Raw genomic sequence first — 17,401 nt, forward strand, 5'->3', positions numbered from 1 at the left:
GAACGCGAAACTTAAGCGATAAAGGCTTGCGTGCCGCCGGGTGCTCGTCTTCAGTGTCAGCAACTCGCGCGACGGCGCGCGGGGAGAGGAGCTGTGGCTGATGGAGGGATCCGACGTGGTCACCCTCGCCCAGGTCGCCCGGCACGCCGGTGTCGCGACGAGCACCGCGTCGTACGTGCTGAGCGGCAAGAGGTCGATCTCGCCGGCGACCCGCAGGCGCGTCGAGGAGAGCGTCCGGCAACTGGGGTACGCGCCCCGGTCGCTGCCGAACGTCAAGCTGGTCGCGCTGGTGCTGCCGGACCGGGCGGACGGCTGGCTCGGCGCGTTCCTCTCCGCCGCGGGCACCCTCGCCAGGCGGGCCGGGGCGGACCTGGTGCTCTGCCCCTCGGCCGAGTCGGTGCGGCTGCGCAACCCCGACGCCGTGATCGTCGTCGCGCCCACTCCCCCGCCGCTCGACGTGGCGGTGCCGGTGGTGCGGGTCGGCGCGCCACCCGACCGGGGCGGGCACGGGACGGTCGACGTCGACCGCGCCGAGGCGGGCGTCCGGTGCGCGGAGTACCTGGCCGACCTCGGGCACCGCACGATCGCGGTCGTGCACGGCGGCGGGCCGGACGCGGTCCACCACGGCGTCCGCGGGGTCGCGGAACGGCGGGGCATGGCGGTGCGGTGCCACACCTGGCCCGTGACGCCGGACGACCTGTTCGCGGGGGCCACGCCGTTGACGGCGGTGATCGCAACCGACGACCACCTGGTCGCCCCCGTGCTGGCCCACCTCGGCCGACGCCACCTGCGCGTGCCGCGGGACATCTCGGTGGTGGCGCTGTGCGCGGACGAGACCGCCGAAGCCCTGGGCCCGAGCGTGACGTCGGTCGGCACGTCGGCCGCCGAGCTGGGACGTGCCGCGATGGGCCTCGCCCTGGCCGAGGAGTCCGGGACGACGGTGCTGGCGCCCCGGCTCACCGTCCGCTCCAGCACCGGACCGGCCTGGGCGGGCGCGGACGCGCCGGTCGCCTGACCTACCCGACCGGGGTGGGTTCGGCCCGCCCGGTCCGCTTGGCGCGCACCAGGTTCACCGCGCCGAGCACCACCCCCAGCCCGACCAGGACCAGGCCGCGCACCCACACCGCGCCGTCGATCCGGGTGAACAGCAGCACGCAGGACGCCAGGCCCAGCCACGGGACGACCGCGGGCACCCGGAAGTGCTCCCCCTCGCCCTCGTCGCGGCGCAGGACCAGCACGGCCGCGTTCACCGCCACGAACACCACCAGCAGCAACAGCACCAACGTCTCGGCCAGCGCGGCGACCTCCCCGGTCAACGCCAGCACGAGCGACACCGCCGACGTGGCCAGGACCGCCACCCACGGGGTCCGCCGGCCCGGCAGCACGCGGGCCAGCGCCGAGGGCAGCAGGCCGTCGCGGGCCATGCCGTAGGCCAGCCGGGAGGACATGATGCCGGTGAGCAGCGCGCCGTTGGCCACCGCGACCAGCGCGACCAGGCTGAACAGCCCTTCCGGCACGCCACCCGCCAGGCGCACGACCTCCAGCAGCGGACCGGTCGAGGCCGCCAACCGGTCGGTCGGCACGGCGGCCGACGCCACCACGCCGATCAGCAGGTACACGACACCGGCGGTGAGCAGCGCGCCGAACAACGCCCTGGGGTACGACCGGCGCGGGTCCTCGACCTCCTCGGCCAGGTTCACCGACGTCTCGAACCCGACGAACGAGTAGTAGGCCAGCACGGCGCCCGCGAGCGTCGCGCCGACGACCCCGTGCCCGCCGCCGCCGAACTCGGTCAGCCGGCCGACGTCGCCGTCACCGCGCAGGAGCACCCAGGCCCCCAGGCCGATGATCAGCACCAGGCCGCCCACCTCGACGATCGTGGCCACGACGTTCGCGCCCAGGGACTCCTTGATGCCGCGGATGTTGAGCAGCGCCAGCGCGCCCAGGAACACCACCACGACGGCCACCGTCGGCAACGACACCAGCGCGCCGAGGTAGTCCCCCGCGAACGCCCGCGCCAGCGCGCCCACCGACACCACGCCCGCCGCGAGCATGCAGAACCCGATCAACGACCCGGCGGCCGGGCCGAACGCCCTGGTCGCGTAGTGGGCCGACCCACCCGCCCGCGGGTACTTGGTGGCCAGCTCAGCGTAGGAACCGGCGGTCAGCGCGGCGAGCAGCAGCGCCGTCACCAGGGGCAGCCACACCGCGCCGCCGGACTCGCCCGCGACCGAGCCGACGAGCACGTACACCCCGGCGCCGAGGATGTCGCCCAGGATGAAGAAGTACAGCAGCGGCGTGCTCACCGCCCGCTTCAGCGAGGAGACCATGCCGTCCAGTACCCCGTCCCCCGCCTGTCCAAGCCGGGACGCCCGGGGCGGCCTACGATCCGTTTCATGATCTCCGCACCGCTGCCCGCCGAGCTCCGGTCGCTGTTCGCCGACGGCGCCGACGCCGGTCGGGCGCTGTCGGTCCCGCTGCCGCCCGGCCGTCCCGTCGTGGGCGAGGACGACGCCTCCGGCAGGCCCGCGTTCTGGCTCGGGGACGCGCTGGCGCCCGCGGGCATGTGGGCCCGGCTGAGGGCCGAGCACGCCACGTCGGGGCTGTGGCCGTTGCTGCTGGACTCGCTGGACGACGAGGACGCCGACTACCGGCCGTGGGGCAACGGCGACGTCCTGCCCGGCGAGATGTCGTCGCCGGACGGGTACGCCCCCGACGCGCTGCTGGCCCGCTGGTGGGCCGACTGCACCTCGCACGACCCGGACGACGAGCTGTCACCGGCCGAACGCGCGGCGGTCACGGCCCCGTTCGGCCGCACGTGGCCGGGGTCGGCGCCCCCGCCTCGGCCGGCCGCCGATCCCGGCCCCATCGCCGACGGCCTCGCGGAGCACCTGCTGGCGGGTCACCCGTCGCTGCGCCTCGGCCTGGTCGCGGCCGGCCGCGGCGCGGACGCCCTGACGGTGGCCGGCTGGACCGGTCCGACGAACCACACCGGGGACACCGCCGAGATCTCCGCCGTGGTGCGCAGCTGGGAGGACCGGTTCGGCGCGCGCGTCGTCGGCCTCGGGTCCGCCACCCTGGTCCTGAGCGTCGCCACCCCACCGACCACCCGCGAGGCGGCGCTGGCCGTCGCCGCCGAGCACTTCGCGTTCTGCCCGGACAACGTCTGGCAGGGCCCGGCCCCGAACACCCTGTCCGCCTACGCCGACCGCCTGCTGAACGACCACTCGTGGACGTTCTGGTGGGACTGATGCTCCATCAGGCCGCACCGCGGGTCCGGGGACTCGCACTGCGGGCGGTGGAGCATGGTGCTGCTGGATACCTCGATGTTGCCGGCCCGCGACCGCGTGGAGGCGTTCCGGGAGGTCTTGACCAACGGTTCCACCAGGAACCACCGGGTCGTCCACGAGGAGCCGCCGGAAGGGCTGCACGGCCGCATGGAGGGCGTGCAGATCGGCTGCCCGACGTGTTCACCTCGCAGAACACCGGGTTCCGCCTGGTGCGCACGCCGCGGCACGTGCGGCAGGAGAGCAGTCCACTCGTCGCCCTCGCCGTCCAGCCGCTGGGCCAGGGCCGGTTCGAGCTGGAGGGCGAGCAGCAGCTCGTCGGCCCGACCGACCTGATGCTCAACGACCTCAACCGGCCGCACGACCTCAGCTGGACGCCCGGTCAGCTCCTCGGTGCTCGCCCGCAGCGGTGACGCCGTGATCTCCCCTCGCTCCGCCTCCGAAGTCGTGTACTGGTCCCAGAATCACCGCATCGCGTCACGCCGCAGGAAGTAGCCCTCCGCGAACTCGTGGTACGACGGCGTGGCGGTGAACGTGAGCACCGGTCTGCCAGAAGGTCCCCACGCGGCCGATCCCCGCTCGGGCGCGATGCGGATCGCGACCACCATCGTCGACAACCTCGAGCGGGCCTGAGGCCGGGACGGCGGCGCGCTGTCGCGGGCGTTCGGGATGGCGCAGCGCCGGCCGGGACGCCTCGCCGAGCCCGGCCGGGCAGTGAGGTGGATCACTACGCTTCGGGGGTCGGATCGACTGGGTGAGGAGCTGTCATGGCTGATCGGCTGGTAATCGCCAACGGGATCGTGGTGACCATGAACGACGCCCGCGAGGTGCACCACGGCGGGACCGTGGTGGTCGAAGGGGACCGGGTGGTGGCGGTCCACCCGCGCGGCCCGGAGGCGGACGCCGCCCGCGACGGCGCGAGCCGGGTCATCGACGCCACCGACAAGGCGGTCTTACCCGGGCTCGTGGACCTGCACTACCACACCGCGCTGGGCAAGGGGTACAGCGACCACCTGCCGCTGCTGGAGTACCTGGAGACGTGCTGGTACCCGATCATCCGGGCGCTGGACCACGAGGCGGCCTACTGGGCCGCGCTGGCGAGCTACAGCGAGTCGTTGCGCTGCGGGGTGACCACGGTCAACGACATGTACCGGCGGCTGGACGCGCTGGCGCCCGCGGCCGAGCGGATCGGCATCCGGGCCGTGCTGTCCAACGACGTCGCCACCGACGAGCACCGGCTGGACACCCTGGCCGACAACGAGCGCGCTTACCGGGAGTGGCACGGCAAGGCGAACGGCCGCATCGAGGTCTACGTGGGCATCGAGTGGCTGCCGCTGGCCTCGCCCGAGCTGTTGCGCGACGCCAGGGGCCTGGCCGACGACCTGGGCACCGGCATCCACGTGCACCTCAACGAGTCCTTGGGCGAGGTGCAGACCGTGCTGGAGAAGTTCGGCCGGCGTCCCACCGAACTGGCCTTCGACACCGGGCTGCTCGGCCCGGACTGCATCGCCGCCCACTGCGTGTGGCTGAACGACACCGAGATCGCCCTGATGCGCGAGACCGGCACGCGGATCTCGCACAACCCGGTCTCCAACGCCAAGCTCGGCAACGGCATCGCCCGGGTGCCCGAGATGCTGGCCGCCGGCCTCACCGTCGGGCTCGGCCACGACGCGGCCGAGTGCAACAACAGCCGCGACCTGTTCGAGGTGATGAAGTACGCCTCGTTGATCCACCGCGCCAACCGCGTGGACGCGGGCCTGTTCCAAGCGCCGGACGTCCTCGCCATGGCCACCCGCGACGGCGCCGACGCGCTGGGCCACCGGACCGGCCGGATCGAGGTGGGCCGCAAGGCCGACCTGGCGCTGGTCGGCCTGCGCAACCAGATGTTCACCCCGCTGGAGCCGGGCAACGCCGACCACCTCTACTCGCACCTGGTGTTCGCGGCCAACGGCAGCAGCGTCGACACCACGATCGTGGACGGCGTGGTGGTGCTGGACGACGGCGTGTTCACCACGATCGACGAGGACGAGGTGCTGGCCAAGGCGAACGAAGCCTTCCTGCGCGTGCTCGACCGCATCCGCGCCTGACCGCAGCGGCGGGTCGCGCGGCCCTGTCCGCGACGGCGGCGTGCGGGTTAGCCTGCTCGGGTGGCCACTCCGCACGCCGTCACGGCGCCCTTCACCGACACGCTGTGGTCCGGCGTCGAGGACATCTACGCGAGCGTGATCGCGCACCCGTTCCTCACCGGCCTGCTGGACGGCACGCTGCCGCGCGAGTCGTTCCGGCACTACATCGTCCAGGACGCCCACTACCTGAGCGGGTACGCCAAGGTGCTCGCGCTGTGCGCGGCCATGGCGACGCGCGACGAGGACACCGCCATGTTCGCCCGGCACGCGGCCAACACCGTGGCCGTCGAACGCGGCCTGCACGAGTCGCTGCTGGCCGAGCTGGGCACCACCCCGGAGCAGGCCGCGGCCGAGCCGGTCTCCCCGACCACGCAGGCGTACCTGGACTTCCTGTTCGCGAGCGCGCGCGGTGGTTACGCCGAGGCGGTGGGCGCGGTGCTGCCCTGCTACTGGATCTACGCGCGGGTGGGCTCGGTGCTGCGCGTGCAGGGCTCGCCGGACCCGCTGTACGACCGCTGGATCAACGCCTACGGCGACACCGCGTTCCAGGGCCTGGTGGACGAGGTGCTGGCGGCGACGAACCGGCTCGGCGAGCTGCTGTCCCCCGACGACCGGCTGCTGGTCGGCACGCGGATGCGCACGGCGGCCCGGTACGAGTGGATGTTCTGGGACGCCGGGTACCGCCGCGAGTCCTGGCCCGTCTGAGGCTCAGCCGGGGGCGAGCAGCCCGGTCAGGTCGGGCACCACGTGGTCCGGGCGCGGTCCGGTGCCCTCCGGCACAGGGTCGGGCCCCACCAGCACGGTGGGCAGGCCGGCACGCCTGCCGCCCTCCACGTCGGTCTGGACCCGGTCGCCGACCACCGCCACCCGACCGCCGCCGACCAGCCCGTGCGCGACCCGGAAGATCGCCGGTTCCGGTTTGCCCAGCGCGGTGGCCCGCCTGCCCAGCGCGGTCTCCACGGCGGCGAGCACCGCGCCGGTGCCCGGCCAGACCCCGTCGGGCATCGGGAAGGTGGCGTCCCGGTTGGTGGCGAACAGCTCCGCCCCGTTCGCGCCGGCCCGGCACGCGGCGCGCAGCTCGGCGTAGTCGAACCCGTCGTGGCCGGCGACCAGGATGCGCTCGGCGCGTCCCGCCTCGTCGGCCGTGAGCACCACCGCGCCCGCCTCGGCCGCCTCGGCGCGCAGCTCGTCCGTGCCGATCACGAACACGCGCGCGCCGCCGGCCGCGACCTCGGCCGCGGCGAACCACCCCGAGGTGACCACGGCCTCCGGCGAAGTCGGCAGCCCCCACCCGGTCAGGCGCGCCGCGACGGTGGCGCGGGCGTGGCGCGGGTCGTTGGTCAGGTACACGATCCCCTTGTCGTCCCCGGCCAGCGCGGACAACGTCTCCACCGCGCCGGGCAGCGGGTGCCCGCCCACGTGCACCACGCCGTCCAGGTCCACGATGAACCCGTCGAACCGGTCCGCCAGGACGGCCATCACCCCTCCCCGACCGGCGTTCGCGCCTCGATGTCCCGCAGCGCCCCGGCCACCAGCTCGGCCACGTCGGAGTCCGGGCCGACGGGCACGAACACGACGTCGGCGACGGTGTGCAGCCCGCGCACCAGGAACGCGTACTCGGCTCCGTCCTCCAGCAGCAGCACGACCGGCTTGCCCAGGGCCGACGCCCAGCCGATCTCCACGTGCGTGCCCGGTGACGCGGGCGCGCCGGGGAAGGCGACGAAGACGTCGCTCGCCGAGATCTCCTCGAAGTCCAGCCGGGTGCACTCCTCCGGCGTCAGGAACGCCGCGCCCCACCCCTCCCGGCGGTGGGCGTTGTGCACCTCGTGGCCGTCGCGTTCGAGCCGGGCGATCACCGACTCCAGCCGGGTCCGTTCCGCGGCGCGCAGCGTGCCCGTGGCCGGGTCGACCGACGCCTTGAACGGTCCGCCGAGGAAGATCCGTCGTGCGGTCACTTCACTTCTCCCCTGTGGTGACGAGGAACGGCGGATGGTCGGCCTCGGCCGGCCGGTCGACGTCCAGCGGCGAGCCGGGCACGGCTCCCGCGGTGTCGGCCACGTCGCCCAGCAGCGGCGCCGCGGTGGTGACGTCGCGGAAACCCGCGTCGGTCAGCACGTCCACGTAAGTGTCGCGCGGCCAGTGGTGGTCGCGCAGTTCGAGGATCCCGCCGCCGGGCAGGTGCAGCAGCACCCGGCGCGGCTGGCCCGCCTCGTAGCGGACACCGGGCTCGCCGCTGACGAACGTGGAGAACCGGACGCCGGTGGTGTCGGGGTTCGTGTCCAGCACCGCGAACCGGCCGCCCGGCCGCAGCACCCGGTGCACCTCGGCGGCGATGGCGCGGATGCGGTCCAGGTCGCCGATGTTGATGAACACGTAGCAGCACATCGCGGCGTCCACCGAGTCGTCGGCCAGGAAGTCCAGGCGCGGCCCGGTGAGCCGGTGGTAGCGGATGCCCGGGTGGGCGCGCCGGGTGCGCGCGATCTCCAGCATCCCGGGCGAGATGTCCACGGCCTCGACCGCCACGGGGTGGTTCTCCGCCACCCGCAGCGAGACCTTGCCCGGCCCGCACCCGTAGTCCAGCACGGTGCGCACGTCCGGGTCGCCCAGCCGCAGCGCGGAGAACACCGTCGGATAGCCCAGCACCCGCTCGGGCAGGTCGTCGTAGTCGTCGAACCCGGTCGCCACGGCGCCACCGGCCTGCCAGTCCGTCCCCATGCGACTCCTCCTCCGTCGGTCCTCGTGCCGGCCGTCAGCAGGGCAGCGTGACCGGGTCGGCCACCAGGTCGGGCCGCCACCGGCCCACCAACCACCGGTAGCAGGGCCACAACGCGGCGGCCGTGCCCACGTCCGGCGCTTCCCCGTGGCGGAACGCGCGGTGCAGCTCCAGCACCAGCAGGACCTGCGCCCAGTAGTCCGGCAGCCCCGCCAGGTCCACGTCCGGGTCCAGGCGGTGCCGGTTGAGGCGCATCCGCTCTTCCAGGTCGAGCACTCGACGCACGAACGGCCAGTTGTCGCCCTCGGGCATCTCCGGGAACGACAGCTCCGGGTCCGCCGCCGCGGCCGGGTCGGCCAACACCTCCCGCGCGCGCCGGGCGTCGCTGTCGTAGACGTGCATCGAGCCCACGCTGTGGACGTACCCGCCGAGGCGCAGGCCGAGTTCGCGCGCCATCAGCTCCTGGAGGAACGTGAACGAGAACACGTCGCTGGACATGCCCCGGTAAGCGTCGTTGGCACGCATGAAAGCCACGGCGTGCAACGCGCCTTCGCGGACCAGGAACTGCACTCCCAGCGTGCACGACACGTCCGGGTTGCCGGGCACGGCCAGCTCCTCGCCGCGGAAGATCTGCAACACGGCGCGCTTGCTGTCGGGGTCGTCGCGCAACTGGTCCACCACCGCGCGCCACTGGTCCGGCCGCCCGTCGCCGCCGAAGATCGCGCGCCCGTAGGCGGTGCCGGTCAGCCGCACGCCGTCGGCGGAGTACTTGCGCATGCCGGGCGCGTAGTAGCCGATGAAGTCCAGGTCGTCCCGACCGGACAGGTACCACAGCGCCTCGGCGAGGTTGAACGCGATGTTGAGCCGACGGGCGGGCACCAGCGGCACGCGCTGGCTCGGGCGGCGCAGCCGGTACTGCACGCCGAGCCGTTCGCTGCTGGGCTGACCGCGCGGCGCGTTGCGGTAGGACGGCTCGTCCACCAGCGATCTCAACACCGCGGTGTAGGCGTGGTGGAAGGTGTCGAACTCCACGGTGTCGAAGTCCACGGTGTCGGATCCCACGGCGGTGTCTCCTCCAGAGCGGTCGGCTGCTCCCGCGGGCCCTCGCGCACGGCCCGCCGGTGTCGTCGGCTATCCGGCGGGTTCTTCCCACCAGCGCCTGGTCGCCCACAGCGCGGACACGGGGCCGTACCCGGCGCCCAGGGCGAACGAGTGGCGCACCGCCTCCACGACGTAGCGCTTGCCGAACCCCACCGCCTCCGGCACGGACAGCCCGCGGGCCAGTCCCGCGGTGATCGCCGCGGCGAACGAGTCGCCGCCGCCGTGGGTGTTGTCGGTGTCGAACCTCGGGCCCGGGAACTCGGTGAAGGTGTGGCCGTCGTAGAGCACGTCCACGCTCACGTCGGTGTCGCCGGCCAGGTGCCCGCCCTTCACCAGCACGTGCCGCGCGCCCAGGTCGTGCAACGCCTTCGCCGCCTCGTGCTGGCCCGCGCGGTCCCGCACGTCGACGCCGACGAGCAGGCGGACCTCGTCCAGGTTGGGCGTGGTGACCGTGGCCACCGGCAGCAGCAGCGTCCGGTAGGACTCCACGGCGGCGGTCGTGGCCAGCGCGTGGCCGTGCATCGAGGCCAGCACCGGGTCGACCACGAGCGGCACCGAACCGTCACCGCCGATGCCCAGCGCGGAGCAGGTCCGGACGACCTCGGCGACGACCTCGCCGGTGCCGAGCATCCCGGTCTTGGCCGCGTCCAGGCCGATGTCCTCGACCACCGCGGTGATCTGGGCGGCCACCAGCTCCGGCGGCACGCCGTGCACCGCGTTCACGCCCAGCGAGTTCTGCGCGGTGACCGCGCACACGGCCAGGCACCCGTGCACCCCGCAGGCGGCGAACGCCCGGAGGTCGGCCGCCGCGCCCGCGCCACCGCCGGAATCGGTGCCCGCCACGGTCATCACCCTGGGCGGCGCAACACCGACAGCCCGCTCCCCCATTGGCCCTCCACCCCGTCGACACCGCTGTCGCGCAAGCACTGCAGCACCGGCGGTGATGACCGGTGCCCGCCACGGCGAGATGCGAGTTCCTCACCGACCGTAGCCGCACCCTCGCTCACTGGCAACATGCCGGCGGATCAACCCGCGACGGCCGACCTGAGTTCCGCCGCGGCCCGCCGGGGGTCGGCCGCCGCGCCGACCGCGCGCACCACCGCGACGCGACGCGCGCCCGCCGCCAGGACTTCCGGCAGGCGCGCCGCGTCGATGCCGCCGATGGGGAACCACGGCTTGTCCCCGGCGACCTCGGCCGCGTGGCGCACCAGGTCCAGGCCCGTCGGCGCGCGTCCCGGTTTGGTCGGCGTGGCCCAGCAGGGCCCCACGCTGAAGTAGTCCACCTCCGGGTTCCCCGCCGCCTCCGCCACCTGCTCGGGGGTGTGCGTGGACCGACCGATCAGCACGTCCGGCCCGAGGAAACGGCGGGCGTGCGCCACCGGCAGGTCGTCCTGCCCCAGGTGCACCACGTGCGCACCGGCGGCCGACGCGAGGTCGACGCGGTCGTTGACCGCCAGCAGGGCGCCGTGGCGCGCGCACGCCTCGCGCAGCACCTCCAGCGCGGCCAGCGCCTGCCCCGCCTCCAGCGGACCGAACCGGCGTTCGCCCTCGGACCCCTTGTCCCGCAACTGGATCACGTCGACCCCGCCGGCCAGCGCGGCGTCGGCGAACCCGGCCAGGTCGTCGGTGTCGCGGCGGGCGTCCGTGCACAGGTAGAGCCGGGCGGCCATCAGGCGGTCGTGCAGTCGCATGTCCGCGACGCTAGCGACATCCCGCGCCGCGCGGCACTCCTCCGGTTCGGGGAGGGCAGACCCGCACGAGTGGCGGTATGGCGCGCACGGAGATCAGCACTACCGTCGAAGATCCGGTGGGCGCACCGGAACCGACACCATGTCGATGCCCACGCTCGGGGAGGCGCTGGTGAACCTCGTGGTCAACGGACAGGCGACCGAAGTGGCGGACGGGTGCACCGCCGCCCAGCTGGTCGAGCGGCTGTCCGCCCGGCGCACCGGGATAGCGGTCGCCGTGGACGGCGAGGTCCTGCCCCGCCACGCGTGGAACACCGCGCTGCACGACGGCGCGGCGGTCGAGGTGCTCACGGCGGTGCAGGGTGGATGAGCCGCTGCGGATCGCCGACCGGGAGCTGGGTTCCCGGCTGATCATGGGCACCGGCGGCGCGACGAACCTCGCCGTGCTGGAACGCGCGCTGGTGGCGTCGGGCACGGAGCTGACCACCGTGGCGATGCGCCGGGTCAACCCGTCCGGCGGCGGCGTGCTGGACCTGTTGGAGCGCCTGAAGATCGGCGTGCTGCCCAACACCGCCGGCTGTCGCGGCGCGGCGGAGGCGGTGCTGACCGCGCGGCTCGCGCGCGAGGCGCTGGAGACCGACTGGGTCAAGCTGGAGGTGATCGCGGACGAGCGGACCCTGCTGCCCGACGTGACCGAGCTGGTGGTCGCGGCCGAGCAGCTGGTGGACGACGGCTTCACCGTGCTGCCCTACACCACCGACGACCCGGTCGTGGCGCGGCGGTTGGAGGACGTGGGCTGCGCGGCCGTGATGCCGCTGGGTTCCCCGATCGGCACCGGGCGGGGCATCGCCAACCCGCACAACATCGAGATGATCGCCGAGCAGGCGGGCGTCCCGGTGATCCTGGACGCGGGGATCGGCACCGCCAGCGACGCCGCGCTGGCCATGGAGCTGGGGTGCGCGGCCGTGCTGCTGGCCACGGCGGTCACCCGGGCCACCGAGCCCGAGCGGATGGCGCGGGCGATGGCCGACGCGGTGACGGCGGGGTTCAACGCCCGGTTGGCGGGCCGCATCCCCAAGCGGTACTGGGCGCAGGCGTCGTCGCCGGCGGTGGACTGATGGACGTGCCGTCGCGGTTCCTCGACATCGACGGCCTGTTCAACTTCCGCGACCTGGGCGGCTACCGCACGGGGGACGGGCGCTCGGTGGCGTGGGGGCGGCTGTACCGCTCCGACGGCCTGCACCGGCTCACCGAGCACGGCGTGGCGGCGTTCCTGGCGCTGGGCGCGGCCACCGTGCTGGACCTGCGCACCGCCGCGGAACTGGCCGAGCGGACGTGGGAGCCGCCCGCGGACTGGCCGGGCCGCCTGCTGCACCTGCCGCTGCTGCGCCGCGTGCCGGACTGGTCGGCGTTGCCGCCGGAGGACTCGGCGCGCCCGGACTTCGCGGTCGACCACTACCGGGAGATCGCGGCCGAGGGCGCGGCCGGGCTGAAGGCGGCGGTCGAGGCGCTGGCCGCGCCGGACGCGCTGCCCGCGGTGTTCCACTGCGCGGCGGGCAAGGACCGGACCGGCGTGCTGGCCGCGTTGGTGCTGCGCCTGCTCGGCGTCCCGGCCGAGGACGTCGCCGACGACTACGCCCTGAGCGAAACCGCCACCGCCCGCTGGCAGGCGTCGGTGACGGCGGGCGGTGAGGACGACACGCAGGCCCACTGGTCGGACGTCCCCCCGTCGATGCTGACCGCGAACCGGGGGACCATGCTGGCGTTCCTGCGGGCGGTCGAGGACGAGCACGGCTCACCGGCGGGCTTCGCGGCCGGCCTGGGCCTGTCCCCCGCCACGCTCGACCGCCTGCGCGCCGCGCTGCTCGACTGACCGCTGGGGCTCGACCACCTCGCCGACCTTCACGACCCGGCACCGGCCGCGTGGTCCGGCCGGCCGCGCAGCGCCCCCGCCCCCGCCGAGACCGCCAACGCCAGCACGACCAGCGCCGCCACCGCGAGCCGCAGCGACGACGCCGCGGCGATCCCGCCGATCGCCGCCGGCCCGGCGAGGAAGCCCAGGTAGCCGATCGTGGACACCACGGCGATCGCGCCCGCCGGGTTGTCGTGCCCGTCGGCGGCGGCGCTGAACAAGGTCGGCACGACCCCGGCCAGCGCGAGCCCCACCAGCCCGAACCCGACCACGCCCGCCACCACGCCGGGACCCAGCACTGCCAGCCCGAGCCCCGCCGCCGCCAGCACGCCCGCCGCCCGCACGTACCGCACCCGCCCCACCCGGTCGACGAACCGGTCCGCCACCAGCCGGCAGCACGCCATGGAGAGCGAGAACGCGGCGAACCCCAGAGCGGCGACCGCCGGGCTGCCACCGACCTCGTCCCGCAGGTAGACCGCGCTCCAGTCGTACACCGCGCCCTCGCACAGCAGGCTGCACAGGACCAGCGAGCCCAGCAGCACCAGCCGGCGGTCGCGGCGCGGCGACCCGCGACGCCCGACGTCGCGGTCCGGTGACGAGGGCAGCAGCCCGAAGGTCGCGACCATCCCCGCCACCAGCAGCACCAGGGCGATCACCGGCAGGTGCACCGCCGGTGACGCGCCGATCCCGGCGGCTCCCGCCCCGACCAGCGCACCCGCCAGGCCGCCGAAGCTGAACTGCGCGTGGAACGCCGCCATGACCTGCCGGGCGTACCGGCGCTCCACCTCGACCGCGGCGGTGTTCATCGCCACGTCCAGCATCCCGTTGCCGACACCCAGACCCGCCAACGCCGCCGTGAGCAGCACGAGGTCCGGCGCCACCCCCACCGCGACGAGCGCCGCGGCGTACCCGACCAGCACCGCCCGCACGACCGCCGTGCTGCCGAAGCGGGACACCAGCACACCGGACAGCGGCAGGCCGACCACCGCACCCGCGCTCAGCCCGAAGACCGCGACCGCGACGGCCGCCGGACCCGCGCCCACCCGGTCCGCGATCGCGGGCACGCGCGAGGCCCAGCTGGAGAACACCGCCCCGTTGACGAAGAACACCACCGCGACGCAGAACCTGGCCCGCCCCACCGGCAACCGCCTCCCCCGTCGACCGACGCGCTCACGCCTCCGGGTGCCGCCCCCGCAACGCGTTGAGCAGCACGTCCTCCAACTGCGCGAACCGCGGCTGGGTGATCACGTCCAGGCGTCGGGGGTGCGGCAGGTCGACCTCCACCTCCAGGTGCACGCGCGTGGGCCGGGGCGCGAGCACCAGGACCCGGTCCGACAGCAGCACCGCTTCCCGGATGTCGTGGGTGATCAGCAGCACGGTCCACTCGAACCCGGTGCGGACGCCCTCCAGCCACTCCTGCATGTCGGCGCGGGTCATCGAGTCCAGCGCGCCGAACGGCTCGTCCAGCAGCAGCACGGCCCGGTCCTGCACGACGGTCCGCAGCAGGGCCGCCCGCTGCCGCATGCCGCCCGACAGCTCCTGCGGGTGCGCCGACTCGAACCCCGCCAGGCCGAACGGCCCGAACAGCGCGCGGGCCCGTTCCCGCGCGACCCGCCGCGGCACGCCCGCCACCTCCAGCCCCAACGTGGTGTTGTCCAGCACGGTCCGCCACGGGAACAGCAGGTCCTGCTGCGGCATGTACGCGAACGGGTCGCTGCGCCCGGTGGTGTCCCGCCCGTCCACCACGACCCGGCCCGCGTCCGGCCGCTCCAGCCCGGCGATGACGTTGAACAGCGTGGACTTGCCGCAGCCGCTCGGCCCGATCACCGAGACGAACTCGCCGGGCGCGATGTCGAACCGGACGCCGTCGAGCACCGGCAGCACGCCCGCGTCGGTCCGGAACGACTTGTGCAGGTCCTCCACGGACAGCTTGACCTCACCCACGGCGCCTCTTCACGTGCCACGGGATGACCAGCCGCTCGACGAGGTGGGTCAGCCCGAACAAGCCGATCGACAGCAGCGCGGTGACCACCACCGCCGCCAGCACCAGGTCGGTGCGGAACGAGTTCTTCTGCAGGCTCATGAAGATGCCCAGGCCCTCCTTGGCCCCCGCGTACTCGGCGAAGACCGCCCCGGTCACCGCGTAGGTGATGCCGATGCGCAGCGCCGTGAAGAACGACGGCAGCGCGCCCGGCAGCCGCACGTAGCGGAACCGCTGCCAGCGCGAGGCGCCCATGCTGCGCAGCAGGTCGGTGGCCTTGCGGTCGGTGGCGGCGAAGCCCTCGATCAGGCCGATCGCGATCGGGAAGAACGTCACCAGCGCGATCACCACCACCTTGGGCAGCAACCCGAACCCGAACCAGATGATCAGCAGCGGCGCGATGACGATGATCGGGATCGTCTGCGACGCCACCAGCAGCGGGGTCAGGGCGCGGCGCAGCCACCGGGAGAAGTCGACCGCGATGGCCAGCGCCCAGCTCAGCGCCAGCGAGCAGGCGAACCCGATGGCGGTGACCTGGAGCGTGGGCACCGTGTGGGTCCAGATCAGCTCGCGGTTGCGCCACCCCTGCTCCAGCACGCGCAGCGGTGAGGGCAGCACCTGCGGGCGGACGCCGGTGGACGTCACCGCCCACTGCCAGACGACCAGGCCCACCACCACGAGCACCAGCGGCGGGAGGACCGCGGTCAGCGTGCGCCGGGCCCGCCCGCGCGCGGGTGCGGTCACGGGGAGGGCGCCAGGTAGTCGTTGGTGAACCAGGTCGAGAAGTCCGGCCGCTGGGTCAGCGGCGAGCCGTCCGGCCCGGCCAGCACGCCGGAGTCGAACAGGAAGCCGGACAGGCCCGTCCAGATCTCGGCCGTCTGCGGCCCCACCACGCCGTTGGCGTCGAGCAGGTACTTCTCCGCCATCATCCGCACGCCCCGCGACACCATCTCCTGCTCGCCGAACGCGGCCGGGTCGGCCTCCGCGAGCAGCGCGGCGCCGCGCGCCGGGTCCTCGGCGGCGAACTGGTAGCCGCGCTGGACGGCCTGGACGAACTTCTTGGCCGTGTCGCTGTTCTCGGCCAGCCACGGCGTCCTGCCGACCAGGATGACGTTGTAGGAGTCGGGGAAGCCGTAGTCGGTGTAGGAGAACGTCTTGAACGGGGTGCCGCGCAGCTCGGCCTGCACGCCCTCGACGTTCATGAACGGCTCGGTGAAGTCCGCTTCGCCCGCGTAGACGGCCTCGTACGCGGCGGTGCCCAGCACGATGGTCTCGAACTCGCCCTTGCCGCCCGCGTTCTTGATGACCTCTCGCATCTTCGGCACCTCATAGGCCGCGCCGAAGCCGCCGTAGACCTTGCCGTCGAGGTCGGCGGGGGTCTTGACGTCGGTGCGGTCGCCGCGGACCGCGATCGCGGTGGCCCAGTGCTGCACGATCGCCATCACCGACGTGATGTCCGCGCCGGACGCCTTCGAGAAGCTGAACGAGTCCTGGAAGCTGATGCCGAAGTCGGCCGCGCCGGAGGAGACCAGCGTGTCCGGCGAGGTGTTGTTGTAGGGCAGCAGTTCCACGTCCAGCCCGGCCTCCTCGAACCACCCCTGCTTCTGGGCGATGAAGATGCCGGTGTGGTTGACGTTGGGCGTCCAGTCGAGGGCCAGGCGGACCTTCGGGCGGTCCTGCCCGCCCTCCGCTCCGCCGCCGTCACCGCTGCCGCAGGCCGTCAGTGCGACGGCGACGAGCGCGATCACGGCCGTGACGCCGAACCTGGTGGACGTGCGCATGCAAAATCCTCCCTACGCCGGTACGAACCGGGTCAGGTGCGAACGGTCGACGGCCGATCGTGCCGTCCTCTCAGCCCGGACGCGCAGGGCTCCCGCGGGGGTGGCCCCACCCTACGCGGTGCGGCCGGGCGTCGACACCGGCCCACCGGTGGCGTGCCCCACCCGTTCGGGGTGCCGCACCGGCGCGAGCACGCGTGGCGGACTCGTCACGCTCTGTCACAGACGGTGCCGACGTCCGGGCCCACGGGCCACGACCACTGAAACGAGGTGCCCTCCGCATCGCGGCAGACTCCCCCGGTGCCAGGTCTGCGCCATCCCGGTGAAGCAGTGCAACGGGCCCCTCCCCCGTCGCCATGCCACGGCTGCTCGGTCTGCGCGCCGCCGTCGCAGCCGGTGCCGCACCGGTGCACCGGCAAGGAGGTCGATTCCGAGACCGGCCTGTACTACTTCGGGGCGCGCTACTACGACCCGCGCACGCAGCTCTGGCAGAGCCCGGACCCGGCACCGGAGTCCTACCTGGACGGTGCGCCGAACGCGGGCGTCCACTCGCCGTCGGACCTCGTGCTGGTAGACGTCGGCATCGAGGGCGTCCGGCAGGCGGTCAAGGGCCAGTTCGACGGCGGACGCCTCGCCGGAACCGCCGCCGCGGGCGTGGTCTCCGGCCGGCGACCGGTTCCGCAGGCGGGCCGCGGAACGGGTGTTCGCGCTCGTGAGCGACGTGCGCGAGAAAAGGTTGTCCAGGATCATGCCCCGTTGTCATGAGGATGGTCACGGGCGTTTATCGGCCGCTTCGGGAAGCGCCCTGCTAACTT

General features: G+C 73.8%; 21 protein-coding genes. 9 read left to right on the forward strand and 12 right to left on the reverse strand.

Annotated features, from left to right (window positions below; all coding sequences use genetic code 11):
* Nucleotides 1-100 precede the first annotated feature (100 nt).
* Nucleotides 101-1,015, forward strand: a complete 915-nt coding sequence (locus ACIQMJ_RS27320; RefSeq protein WP_499763844.1) for a LacI family DNA-binding transcriptional regulator — start codon at nt 101-103, stop codon at nt 1,013-1,015.
* Between the two features lies 1 nt (nt 1,016).
* On the opposite strand, the gene ACIQMJ_RS27325 is transcribed toward ACIQMJ_RS27320, so the two are convergent.
* On the reverse strand, nt 1,017-2,330 hold the full coding sequence (locus tag ACIQMJ_RS27325; protein ID WP_499763845.1) for an APC family permease: 1,314 nt from the start codon (nt 2,328-2,330) through the stop codon (nt 1,017-1,019).
* 66 nt (nt 2,331-2,396) lie between these two features.
* Between ACIQMJ_RS27325 and ACIQMJ_RS27330 the strand changes: the two genes are divergently transcribed.
* Nucleotides 2,397-3,251: a DUF4253 domain-containing protein gene (locus tag ACIQMJ_RS27330; RefSeq protein ID WP_499763846.1), complete on the forward strand. Its 855-nt coding sequence runs from the start codon at nt 2,397-2,399 to the stop codon at nt 3,249-3,251.
* Nucleotides 3,252-3,466: 215 nt separating this feature from the next.
* Nucleotides 3,467-3,700, forward strand: coding sequence for a cupin domain-containing protein (locus tag ACIQMJ_RS27335; protein WP_499763847.1), 234 nt, complete (start codon nt 3,467-3,469; stop codon nt 3,698-3,700).
* Nucleotides 3,701-3,751: 51 nt separating this feature from the next.
* Here the strand turns inward: ACIQMJ_RS27335 and ACIQMJ_RS27340 are convergent, their stop codons facing one another.
* Nucleotides 3,752-3,895, reverse strand: coding sequence for a hypothetical protein (locus ACIQMJ_RS27340; RefSeq protein ID WP_499763848.1), 144 nt, complete (start codon nt 3,893-3,895; stop codon nt 3,752-3,754).
* 159 nt (nt 3,896-4,054) lie between these two features.
* On the opposite strand from ACIQMJ_RS27340, the gene ACIQMJ_RS27345 reads away from it, so the two are divergent.
* On the forward strand, nt 4,055-5,374 hold the full coding sequence (locus ACIQMJ_RS27345; protein ID WP_499763849.1) for an amidohydrolase family protein: 1,320 nt from the start codon (nt 4,055-4,057) through the stop codon (nt 5,372-5,374).
* Between the two features lie 60 nt (nt 5,375-5,434).
* Entirely contained in the window at nt 5,435-6,118 is a 684-nt protein-coding gene (tenA, locus tag ACIQMJ_RS27350; protein ID WP_499763850.1) for a thiaminase II, read from the forward strand.
* A 3-nt stretch (nt 6,119-6,121) separates the two neighbouring features.
* On the opposite strand, the gene ACIQMJ_RS27355 is transcribed toward tenA, so the two are convergent.
* The 6 genes from ACIQMJ_RS27355 to thiE all read right to left on the reverse strand — a co-directional run bounded on the left by ACIQMJ_RS27355 (nt 6,122) and on the right by thiE (nt 10,918).
* A complete protein-coding gene (locus tag ACIQMJ_RS27355) occupies nt 6,122-6,892 on the reverse strand; it encodes an HAD-IIA family hydrolase (protein WP_499763851.1) in 771 nt (256 codons plus the stop codon).
* Nucleotides 6,892-7,368 carry a nucleoside 2-deoxyribosyltransferase gene (locus tag ACIQMJ_RS27360; protein WP_499763852.1) on the reverse strand — a complete coding sequence of 159 codons (477 nt, stop codon included), beginning with the start codon at nt 7,366-7,368 and terminating at the stop codon, nt 6,892-6,894. The genes ACIQMJ_RS27355 and ACIQMJ_RS27360 overlap by 1 nt, the downstream gene beginning before the upstream one ends.
* Nucleotide 7,369: 1 nt before the next feature.
* Entirely contained in the window at nt 7,370-8,128 is a 759-nt protein-coding gene (locus ACIQMJ_RS27365; RefSeq protein ID WP_499763853.1) for a class I SAM-dependent methyltransferase, read from the reverse strand.
* Between the two features lie 34 nt (nt 8,129-8,162).
* Complete coding sequence (locus tag ACIQMJ_RS27370) at nt 8,163-9,188, reverse strand: thymidylate synthase (protein ID WP_499763854.1); 1,026 nt, start codon at nt 9,186-9,188, stop codon at nt 8,163-8,165.
* A 69-nt stretch (nt 9,189-9,257) separates the two neighbouring features.
* The gene (gene thiD / locus ACIQMJ_RS27375) at nt 9,258-10,076 is read right to left on the reverse strand and encodes a bifunctional hydroxymethylpyrimidine kinase/phosphomethylpyrimidine kinase (RefSeq protein ID WP_499763925.1); all 819 of its coding nucleotides are present in this window, start codon (nt 10,074-10,076) and stop codon (nt 9,258-9,260) included.
* A 176-nt stretch (nt 10,077-10,252) separates the two neighbouring features.
* Nucleotides 10,253-10,918 (reverse strand): thiamine phosphate synthase, encoded by a 666-nt coding sequence (gene thiE, locus ACIQMJ_RS27380; protein WP_499763855.1) that lies wholly within the window; start codon nt 10,916-10,918, stop codon nt 10,253-10,255.
* A 145-nt stretch (nt 10,919-11,063) separates the two neighbouring features.
* On the opposite strand from thiE, the gene thiS reads away from it, so the two are divergent.
* From thiS to ACIQMJ_RS27395, 3 genes are read left to right on the forward strand one after another with little or no spacing between them, the layout of a single operon-like run.
* A complete protein-coding gene (gene thiS / locus ACIQMJ_RS27385) occupies nt 11,064-11,285 on the forward strand; it encodes a sulfur carrier protein ThiS (protein ID WP_499763856.1) in 222 nt (73 codons plus the stop codon).
* The gene (locus ACIQMJ_RS27390) at nt 11,278-12,033 is read left to right on the forward strand and encodes a thiazole synthase (protein ID WP_499763857.1); all 756 of its coding nucleotides are present in this window, start codon (nt 11,278-11,280) and stop codon (nt 12,031-12,033) included. The genes thiS and ACIQMJ_RS27390 overlap by 8 nt, the downstream gene beginning before the upstream one ends.
* Nucleotides 12,033-12,788: a tyrosine-protein phosphatase gene (locus ACIQMJ_RS27395; RefSeq protein ID WP_499763858.1), complete on the forward strand. Its 756-nt coding sequence runs from the start codon at nt 12,033-12,035 to the stop codon at nt 12,786-12,788. The genes ACIQMJ_RS27390 and ACIQMJ_RS27395 overlap by 1 nt, the downstream gene beginning before the upstream one ends.
* A 29-nt stretch (nt 12,789-12,817) precedes the next feature.
* Here ACIQMJ_RS27395 and ACIQMJ_RS27400 read toward each other — a convergent pair whose 3' ends face one another.
* From ACIQMJ_RS27400 to ACIQMJ_RS27415, 4 genes are read right to left on the reverse strand one after another with little or no spacing between them, the layout of a single operon-like run.
* Entirely contained in the window at nt 12,818-13,966 is a 1,149-nt protein-coding gene (locus ACIQMJ_RS27400; RefSeq protein ID WP_499763859.1) for an MFS transporter, read from the reverse strand.
* Between the two features lie 31 nt (nt 13,967-13,997).
* Nucleotides 13,998-14,771: an ABC transporter ATP-binding protein gene (locus ACIQMJ_RS27405; protein WP_499763860.1), complete on the reverse strand. Its 774-nt coding sequence runs from the start codon at nt 14,769-14,771 to the stop codon at nt 13,998-14,000.
* Nucleotides 14,764-15,552 (reverse strand): ABC transporter permease, encoded by a 789-nt coding sequence (locus tag ACIQMJ_RS27410; protein WP_387490836.1) that lies wholly within the window; start codon nt 15,550-15,552, stop codon nt 14,764-14,766. The genes ACIQMJ_RS27405 and ACIQMJ_RS27410 overlap by 8 nt, the downstream gene beginning before the upstream one ends.
* Nucleotides 15,549-16,589, reverse strand: coding sequence for an ABC transporter substrate-binding protein (locus tag ACIQMJ_RS27415; RefSeq protein WP_499763861.1), 1,041 nt, complete (start codon nt 16,587-16,589; stop codon nt 15,549-15,551). Before ACIQMJ_RS27415 ends, ACIQMJ_RS27410 begins: the two co-directional genes overlap by 4 nt.
* A 297-nt stretch (nt 16,590-16,886) precedes the next feature.
* Between ACIQMJ_RS27415 and ACIQMJ_RS27420 the strand changes: the two genes are divergently transcribed.
* On the forward strand, nt 16,887-17,351 hold the full coding sequence (locus tag ACIQMJ_RS27420) for an RHS repeat-associated core domain-containing protein (RefSeq protein ID WP_499763862.1): 465 nt from the start codon (nt 16,887-16,889) through the stop codon (nt 17,349-17,351).
* The last annotated feature ends 50 nt before the right edge of the window (nt 17,352-17,401 follow it).

It is taken from the genome of Actinosynnema sp. NPDC091369 (assembly GCF_044757065.1).
Classification (GTDB): domain Bacteria; phylum Actinomycetota; class Actinomycetes; order Mycobacteriales; family Pseudonocardiaceae; genus Actinosynnema.

What these genes read in the sequence shown, in the direction of transcription:
- ACIQMJ_RS27320 (WP_499763844.1), top strand. Translation starts at nt 101, where the DNA reads ATGGAGGGATCCGACGTGGTCACCCTCGCCCAGGTCGCCCGGCACGCC.
- ACIQMJ_RS27325 (WP_499763845.1), bottom strand. Translation starts at nt 2,330, where the DNA reads ATGGTCTCCTCGCTGAAGCGGGCGGTGAGCACGCCGCTGCTGTACTTC.
- ACIQMJ_RS27330 (WP_499763846.1), top strand. Translation starts at nt 2,397, where the DNA reads ATGATCTCCGCACCGCTGCCCGCCGAGCTCCGGTCGCTGTTCGCCGAC.
- ACIQMJ_RS27340 (WP_499763848.1), bottom strand. Translation starts at nt 3,895, where the DNA reads ATGGTGGTCGCGATCCGCATCGCGCCCGAGCGGGGATCGGCCGCGTGG.
- ACIQMJ_RS27345 (WP_499763849.1), top strand. Translation starts at nt 4,055, where the DNA reads ATGGCTGATCGGCTGGTAATCGCCAACGGGATCGTGGTGACCATGAAC.
- ACIQMJ_RS27355 (WP_499763851.1), bottom strand. Translation starts at nt 6,892, where the DNA reads ATGGCCGTCCTGGCGGACCGGTTCGACGGGTTCATCGTGGACCTGGAC.
- ACIQMJ_RS27365 (WP_499763853.1), bottom strand. Translation starts at nt 8,128, where the DNA reads ATGGGGACGGACTGGCAGGCCGGTGGCGCCGTGGCGACCGGGTTCGAC.
- thiD (WP_499763925.1), bottom strand. Translation starts at nt 10,076, where the DNA reads ATGACCGTGGCGGGCACCGATTCCGGCGGTGGCGCGGGCGCGGCGGCC.
- thiE (WP_499763855.1), bottom strand. Translation starts at nt 10,918, where the DNA reads ATGCGACTGCACGACCGCCTGATGGCCGCCCGGCTCTACCTGTGCACG.
- thiS (WP_499763856.1), top strand. Translation starts at nt 11,064, where the DNA reads ATGCCCACGCTCGGGGAGGCGCTGGTGAACCTCGTGGTCAACGGACAG.
- ACIQMJ_RS27395 (WP_499763858.1), top strand. Translation starts at nt 12,033, where the DNA reads ATGGACGTGCCGTCGCGGTTCCTCGACATCGACGGCCTGTTCAACTTC.
- ACIQMJ_RS27415 (WP_499763861.1), bottom strand. Translation starts at nt 16,589, where the DNA reads ATGCGCACGTCCACCAGGTTCGGCGTCACGGCCGTGATCGCGCTCGTC.